Source organism: Micromonospora sp. ALFpr18c (genome assembly GCF_008868155.1).
Lineage (GTDB): Bacteria > Actinomycetota > Actinomycetes > Mycobacteriales > Micromonosporaceae > Micromonospora.
This window is the reverse complement of record NZ_WBKR01000262.1, coordinates 1-7,037: the sequence shown is the minus strand read 5'-3', so window position 1 is coordinate 7,037 and position 7,037 is coordinate 1. Positions and strand designations below refer to the sequence as shown.

At 71.2% G+C, this 7,037-nt stretch carries 7 protein-coding genes and 1 pseudogene; 4 read left to right on the top strand and 4 right to left on the bottom strand.

From position 1 onward, the window contains the following. From F8271_RS28820 to F8271_RS28805, 4 genes are all read left to right on the top strand, one after another. Window positions 1-2,246, top strand: a 2,246-nt coding sequence (locus F8271_RS28820) for an SbcC/MukB-like Walker B domain-containing protein (RefSeq protein WP_305069498.1), incomplete at its 5' end; no start/stop codon positions are given. Continuing rightward, complete coding sequence (locus F8271_RS28815; RefSeq protein WP_151492984.1) at window positions 2,243-3,529, top strand: TIGR02679 family protein; 1,287 nt, start codon at window positions 2,243-2,245, stop codon at window positions 3,527-3,529. The genes F8271_RS28820 and F8271_RS28815, both read left to right, overlap by 4 nt. A gap of 259 nt (window positions 3,530-3,788) precedes the next feature. Then, entirely contained in the window at window positions 3,789-4,355 is a 567-nt protein-coding gene (locus F8271_RS28810; protein WP_151492983.1) for a hypothetical protein, read from the top strand. A 2-nt stretch (window positions 4,356-4,357) separates the two neighbouring features. Next, entirely contained in the window at window positions 4,358-5,041 is a 684-nt protein-coding gene (locus F8271_RS28805) for a nucleotidyl transferase AbiEii/AbiGii toxin family protein (protein WP_151492986.1), read from the top strand. Window positions 5,042-5,118: 77 nt separating this feature from the next. Here F8271_RS28805 and F8271_RS28800 read toward each other — a convergent pair whose 3' ends face one another. The 4 genes and pseudogenes from F8271_RS28800 to F8271_RS28780 all read right to left on the bottom strand — a co-directional run bounded on the left by F8271_RS28800 (window position 5,119) and on the right by F8271_RS28780 (window position 6,827). After that, complete coding sequence (locus F8271_RS28800; protein WP_151492982.1) at window positions 5,119-5,379, bottom strand: superoxide dismutase; 261 nt, start codon at window positions 5,377-5,379, stop codon at window positions 5,119-5,121. Between the two features lie 5 nt (window positions 5,380-5,384). Beyond that, window positions 5,385-5,513 (bottom strand): annotated as a pseudogene (locus F8271_RS28795) (Fe-Mn family superoxide dismutase); the annotation flags it as partial. A gap of 331 nt (window positions 5,514-5,844) precedes the next feature. Next, a complete protein-coding gene (locus F8271_RS28785; RefSeq protein WP_225854835.1) occupies window positions 5,845-6,465 on the bottom strand; it encodes a transposase in 621 nt (206 codons plus the stop codon). After that, complete coding sequence (locus F8271_RS28780; protein WP_151492981.1) at window positions 6,429-6,827, bottom strand: winged helix-turn-helix domain-containing protein; 399 nt, start codon at window positions 6,825-6,827, stop codon at window positions 6,429-6,431. Before F8271_RS28780 ends, F8271_RS28785 begins: the two co-directional genes overlap by 37 nt. Window positions 6,828-7,037: the final 210 nt, after the last annotated feature.

Genomic DNA, 7,037 nt, shown 5'->3' with positions numbered 1-7,037 from the left:
CGACGGCCGCGCTGGCCGGCGACGACCTCGACGGCTACCTGCTGCCACTGCCGCCGCACCGGCGGCCCACCGGGGCCACCCTCACCGACGTGCTGGCCCCCGAGGAACAGGACGCCGTGCCCGCCGCGCGAATCACCGAGGTACTCACCTCGGTGGCGCTTGCCGACGTGACCACGCCCGACGCCGCGCCGGTCACCATCGGCGTGGACGGCCGGTACGCCCAGGGCATCGCCGCCGGACGGTTCGCCAAGGCCTCCTGCGAGTACATCGGCGCGACCGCCCGGGCCACCCGCCGCGCCGCCCGCGTCACCGAGTGCGAGCGGCTGCTGATCATCATCGACGCCGACCTCGACGCGGTGGACCGCGACCGGGCGTCCGTCGAGGCGCTGCTGGCCGCGGTGGATGCGGCCGCCACGCACCTGCCGGCACCCGCACCGGTCCACACGGCGCTGCGCGAGCTGGACCGGGCCGTCGCGACGCTGGGCGCCCGGCAGGAGGCCAGCGCGGCCGCCGCCGCCCGCCTCGACCAGGCCCTGGCCGAGCGGGCCGCCGCCGCGGCCGCGCTGCGGCGGAGCACGGCGGAGCGGTCACTGCCGGTCGATCGGCTCGACGACACCGCCGAAGCGGTGAGCCGCTTCGAGAAGCGAGGGGTACGCCTGGAGGGCGCGCGGACAGTCGCCGCGCGCGCCGCTGAGCAGGAGGAGCAGGCCCGGCAACGGTGCGACGAGGCAGTCGACCGGTTCACCGCCGCACAGGACACGGCGCGTGCGGCCTTCTCTCGGCACCAGGAGAAGGCGGAGGCGTACCGGACGTTGTGCGCCAGCGTGGGCGCCGACGCGGAACGGGTGCTGGCCGACGTGGCCCGGACCGCCGACGCGATCATCGAGGCGGAGCAGACAGTCGAGCGGGACCGTACCGCACTCGGCACCGCCCGGGAGCGGCGTGCCGCCGCGCTGACCCGGGTTGAGCTGGGCGAGCAGGCCCTGGTCGCCGCCGTCGCCGAGGCGCAGCACGACGCCCAGCGGCTGCGCCCGTACGCCCAGCCGGACCTGCTGGGCCTGCTGCGCTGCCCCACCGACCTGCGCTGGCCGGCACAGAACCCGGACGACGAGCTACATCCGCAGGTGGCGGCCCTGCACGAGGCGATTCTCGCCGCCACTCGGGAGCTCAGCCCCACCGAGACGTCGCTGAAGCAGAGCGCCACCCGGCTCACTACCGCGCTTACCGAGCTCCAGGCGCAACTTCCCGCCGCCGGCCTCGACCACCGACCCGAGTGGGACACCGACGACGGGGTGATCGTGGTCCGGGTCGCAGACGAGCAGGGCCTCACTCCCGTCGCCCACTTCGCCGAGCGGATCGCCCGCGAGCGCCGCGACCAGGAGCAATTGCTCACCGACTCCGAGCAGCGGGTGCTGGAGGACGCCCTGCTCGGGCAACTCGCCCGGCAGATCCACCACCGCACCATCGAGGCCCGCGACCTGGTGGCCGCGATGGACGGCCAGATGCGGGCCCGCCGGATGTCTTCGGGGCTCACCGTGGGCGTCGGCTGGCGGCTCGCCGACGACCTCGACGCTGAGCAACGCGAAGTCTGCAAACTGCTCGAACGCGACCCGGCCCGGCTCGGTCCGGCCCAGCTCACCGCCATGCGCCGGCACTTCGCCGCCCGGATCAAGACGGCGCGGGCCGCCGCGCCCGAACGGCCCTACCGGGAACTGCTCGGCGACGTCCTCGACTACCGGCAGTGGCGGACGTTCGCGTTCACCCTGCACCGGCCCGGCGGCGGCGCGGAGGCGCTGACCCGGGCCCGACACAGCCAGCTCTCCGGCGGCGAACAGTCGGTCTCGCTGCACCTGCCGCTGTTCGCCGCCGCCAACGCGCTCTTCGGATCGGCCCGACCTGACGCACCGCGGCTGCTCGGCCTCGACGAGGCGTTCGCCGGCGTGGACGACACCGGCCGGGGTGAGCTGATGGCCTTGGCGAAACAGTTCGACCTGGACCTGTTCATGACCGGCTACGACCTCTGGGCCACCCACCCGGCGGTCAGCGGCGCCGCACACTACGACCTGTCGCACTCCGCCGTGGAACACGCCGTGTCGACCGTGTTGCTGGTCTGGGACGGCACGACCAACATCGCCGACTTCGACGGAACCCTGGCCCGTGCGCTGGGCTCCCCGGAGACCCGCCGCGCCCTCGGTGTTCGCGACGAACCCGAGCGGGCCGGCGTGCTGCTCGACCTCACCGAATGACCGACGGGCACGGCGAACGGCCGTCGGATCGGGCCGCCGCACACCCGTCGCTGGTGCCGGCCGAGCGGGATCGGCCGGGCGGTCCGGCGGATCTCGTCGAGCAGCCCGGCTGGCGGAGATTGCTGGTGGCCGCCCGGCGCAGCCTGGAACGCAGCGGTGGCCGGCTCGACACCACCGTGACGCTTTCCACCCCCACCGGCGACGAACGTCTCGTGATCATCGGCATCACCGGCACCCACCGCTCCGCCGCAGCGGCACGCCTCAGCATCCGACTGAGCGACCTGGACGAGCACCTACGCGCCGCGCACGGAATCGGCCTGATCGACGTGCTCACCACGACGGCCCCGCTGCGCAACCGACCGTCCGACCTCAAACGCGAGGCGGTGGCCCGCGACGCCGTCCTCGCCGCGGCCCATGAGGGTCGGCACGCCGGCACCGCCTGGTACGCCGAGTGGCTCGACGGGCTGCGCCGCGACGGCACCCTGACCCGCATCGTCCGCGCCGGACTGCCGTTCGAGGATGTGGTCCGCGTCCTGGACGCGCTGCCCGCGGCCGACGAACCGATTCCGGTCTTCGCCGACCGGGTGCTGGACGACACAAAGGCCCTCACCGACGGGCCGCTGCGCGGGCTCGTCCTCCGTGCCGTCGCCATCTGGCAGCATGCGGCGCTCCCGGTCGACGGCGAGCGGGAACGGGCGTTGTGGGAATCGGTTGGTCTGGTCCCGGACGACCTCGCCAGCCAGGTGCTGGTGCTCAACGTACGGGCCACCGGCGGGCTGGTCGGGCGGTGGCTGACGGAGGCCGCGCAGGCGGGTGTGCCGATGCGGGTGACCCTGCACCAACTGCGCCTGGCACCGCTCACACTGGACTGCGACGAGGTGTACGTCTGCGAGAACCCCGCGGTGCTGCGCGCGGCCACCACAACGCTCGGTGCCCAGGCCCCACCGCTGATCTGCACCGAAGGAGTGCCGTCGGTCGCCGTCCACACACTGCTCGGCGCCGCTCACGGAGCGGCGATCCGGTGGCGCAACGACTTCGACTGGACCGGCGTACGACTGACTGCGGCGGCTCTCCAGCGGTATCGGGGCGCGGTGCCGTGGCGGATGACCGCGGCTGACTACCTGCCGAGGGCGGGCACCGGCACGGCACTGATCGGTACGCCCACCCGGACACCGTGGGACGAGCCGCTGGGCGAGTCGATGCGGCGGACCGGCCGCGCGGTGATGGAGGAACGGCTGCTCGACCTGCTGATCGCCGACCTGCGCGTGACCGGAGCCGGGTAACGGCTGGCAGGAGTTGAGCAACCTGCTGGATGCCGTAGGTCGAACGCCGCAGGCCCGCGTATCGAACACGGATGTAGCCGCAGATCGAAAGAGCGCCTCCTCGCAGATCGAACGTGCGCTGGTTGAGTAGACAGGTCATCGACGAGGTACGACTCGCTCCGGAACCACTGCTGGCCATCAAGGCAGCCGTCGGTGAGGACCCGCGTCCGAATGACAGTGAAGCCAAGCATGCTTGGCCTAGCGTAGTAGGCTGACAGGTATGAGCCGGTTCTCCGAGGACGAACTGCACGCGGTTGTCTCCCGGTACGAGGCGACGCGGGCGGCTGCGTTGACCGAGCGGGACGAGCAGCTACGGGCGTTTCACGCGGCCGGCTGGCGGCCGGTGGATCTGCAGCGGGTAACCGGATACAGCCGAGAGACCATCCGTCAGGCGCTCCGACCAGAGGTTCGACGGGCAACCAACCTCAACCGGCGCCGAACATCACCCCAGCCGCCGGCGGACTACCGGCCCTACGGTGACCGGAAGCCCTACGTGGTGGCCGAAACCCTGGCCGCACTGCACGGCCCGACCGAGGGCACGGTGACGCTTCCGCGTCACCTCGACTGGTCCGGGCACGCCGAATACCACCTTGAACGGCCCGCCCGCCTGGCCAGCATGTACAAGGTGGTCCTCACCGAGGCCAGCACCGTCGAGGATCTGCACACCTGGCTCGACGCCGATCTCCTCCGGCGGCTCTGGCCCACCCTGTGGCTGCCATCCCAACTCCGCCGACGCTGGGAGGACGCCTTCCCCGAACTCGCCGCGACCCGCAGCAACGCGGCGTAGTGGTGGACCCCTTCCACGAACGCCTCGCCCGCACCGGCCTCGCGGCGGCCGATCGATACGGCTTCGCGCTGGCTGGCGGCTACGCGGTCCAGGCAGCCGGGCTTGTCGAGCGGCCCAGCGAGGACGTCGACCTGTTCACCGCGTGGGACCGCCGCGACGAGTTCACCGCCGCGGTCGCCGCCGTCGTAAACGCCTACCGAGACGACGGCCTCACCGTCGAGACCGAGCGGCAGTACGACACCTTCGCCCGGCTCGCAGTCACCGATGGCGCGCGGGTTTCCAAGGTCGAACTCGGCGTGGACTGGCGTGCCAACGAACCGATCCTCATGGCGATCGGACCCGTACTCCACCCCGACGACGCGGTCGCCAACAAGATGAGCGCACTCTACGGACGAGCGTTCGCCCGGGACTTCATCGACATCGACGCCACGCTCCGATCCGGCCGCTACACCCGCGACGCCCTCCTCACCCTCGCCCAACGCGCCGACCGCGGCTTCGACCCGCGCATCTTCGCCGACGCCCTCGGACAAGCCGCCCGGCTCGACCCCGACGACTTCGCCCAGTACGGCGTCACCGGCCCAGCGCTGGACGATCTCCGAAGCCGGTTCGCCGAATGGCGCCGTGAACTGTTCCGCGAGGAGAAAGCCGTCAAGGATGACCCAGCTCTCGACTCGCGGGAGCAGTAGGCCGGCACACGAGGCAGGAAGCGGAAGCCCGCAGGTCATCAGCCGGCGAACACCGGCGGCGCGCGGGCTGTCGCCGGTCAGGCAGGCGGGGGCGGCGGTGTGGCCGCCACGAGCAAGGTGAGTTCCCGGACGAGGTCGTCCAATGACTGACCGGTCTGGGCGCGGACCAGGCCGAGAGCGAGGTCGGCAAGCAAATAGAAGCCAAGGGTGCGGGCCTGTTCGGTGTCGAACGAGGCCAGCAGCGCCTCCGCACCGGCGAGATCACCGCGGTCGCGAGCGGCGATGACCCCGGCGGCGCGTTGCACGAGGTCGGCGGCGACCGGAACCGGACCGGTCACGCCGGTCAGAGCTTCGGGCTCGTGGCGCGGGCGGCGTCGAAGCGGGCGGTCACGTCGGCCCAGTCGACGAGGTTCCACAGCCGGTCGACGTAGTCCGGGCGTACGTTGCGGTACTGCAGGTAGTAGGCGTGCTCCCACGCGTCGAGTCTCTATGTGACTTCGGTTGATCTTGATGGGCCGGGTCGATTGGCCGGCGCGATGGGTTCGTGTCGGCGGGGAACGTGCTGGTTCAGGCTGCGGCGCGGACGGCTACTGCCGGTCGGCTGAAGGTTTTGCGGTCGCGGATCAGGGCCCAGAGGACATCGACACGTCGTCGTGCGAGGGCGAGTACGGCTTGGCGGTGGTTCTTTCCTTCGGCGCGTTTCTTATCGTAGTAGGCACGCGACGTGGGGCATTCTCGGGCGGCGGTGAAGGCGGCCATCCACAGGATGTGCCGCAGTCTCCGGTGATACAGATCTTGAATGGTTAGGTTGAGTCGGGTTCGAGGGTCAGGCCGGTGTGGGCGAGGAAGCTGTCGAGCAGGTCGGCCCGGTACTGGATGCGTTTGAGTCGGTTCTTGACGATCGCCTGGAGATGATCGACGCCGCGGGCGGCGAGGTTGCCGATGCTGCGTTTGAGGTGTGACCACACCTGCTCGGTGGGGTTGAGGTCGGGGGTGTAGGCCGGCAGACGAATCACGTGTAGCCAGTCCCGGCCGTTGATCATCTGCCGCATCGCGGCGCTGATGTGGGTATTGAGGTTGTCCCAGACGAGCACGATCGGACCGCCGAGCTGCTGGTGGGCTGCGTCGAGCAGGGCGATGTCATCGGCTTCGGCGAAGCTGCGTCGTTCGTTCTTGCGGCCGCGGTGGGTGATCGTTCGGTAGATCAACCGGCTGCGTCGGCCCGGTTTCACGCAGACCAGCCTCGCGATCGAGACCCGGCCAGAACCCTTACCTGACACCGGAATCACCGGAGTTTCGCCGCGTCGGCCCCAGGTGCGGGCCTTCGGTGGGCGCAGCGTCTGACCGGCCTCGTCCTCGAAGCGGATCCACGCGTCGCGCTGCGCCGCTACCGTTTTCCCGCCGGCCACACCTCCCGCCGCCACGTCGCGACCGCCTCCTCGTCACGCTCGACGGGCCGGTGCGACGGAACCTGCACCGACCAGCCGATGCGATGCAGCAAATACGAGGTGCCGCGCAGCGTGTACCGGGTGCGGAACATCCGAGCGATCAGATCCGACACCCGCGCCAGGGTCCACCGCTGGTCCTCGCCGAACCCGTGCGCGGCTGGCCCCTCATCCAGGGCATCGGCCAGGCGCCGCAGCCGGCCGGCGTCCAGGCGGCAGCGGGAACCACTCGGCCCTTTCGACGCCAACCCGGCCTCACCTTCGGCACGCCACCGCTTCCGCCAGCCGTACACCGCTGTCTGCGACACCCGCAACCGCCGGGCGACCTCCGCAACCGGCACGTCCTGCGCGGGACCACCCGGCCGCCTGCCGCCGCACCGCCTCACGCTTCACCCGCCCTCGCTCGGACAGCCCACCTCCGTCGGGATACCTCATCCCTCCGGCCTACGCCCCCGACCCGCGAAGATCACCCCGACCCACAGTGGACAAACCTGACCTTTTGCTCCCGGATCTCCGTCACCGTCGCTGTGGTGGCGCAAGATCTGTAGCAG

Coding starts and splice junctions, on each gene's coding strand:
- F8271_RS28815 (WP_151492984.1), top strand. CDS start 2,243: ATGACCGACGGGCACGGCGAACGGCCGTCGGATCGGGCCGCCGCACAC.
- F8271_RS28810 (WP_151492983.1), top strand. CDS start 3,789: ATGAGCCGGTTCTCCGAGGACGAACTGCACGCGGTTGTCTCCCGGTAC.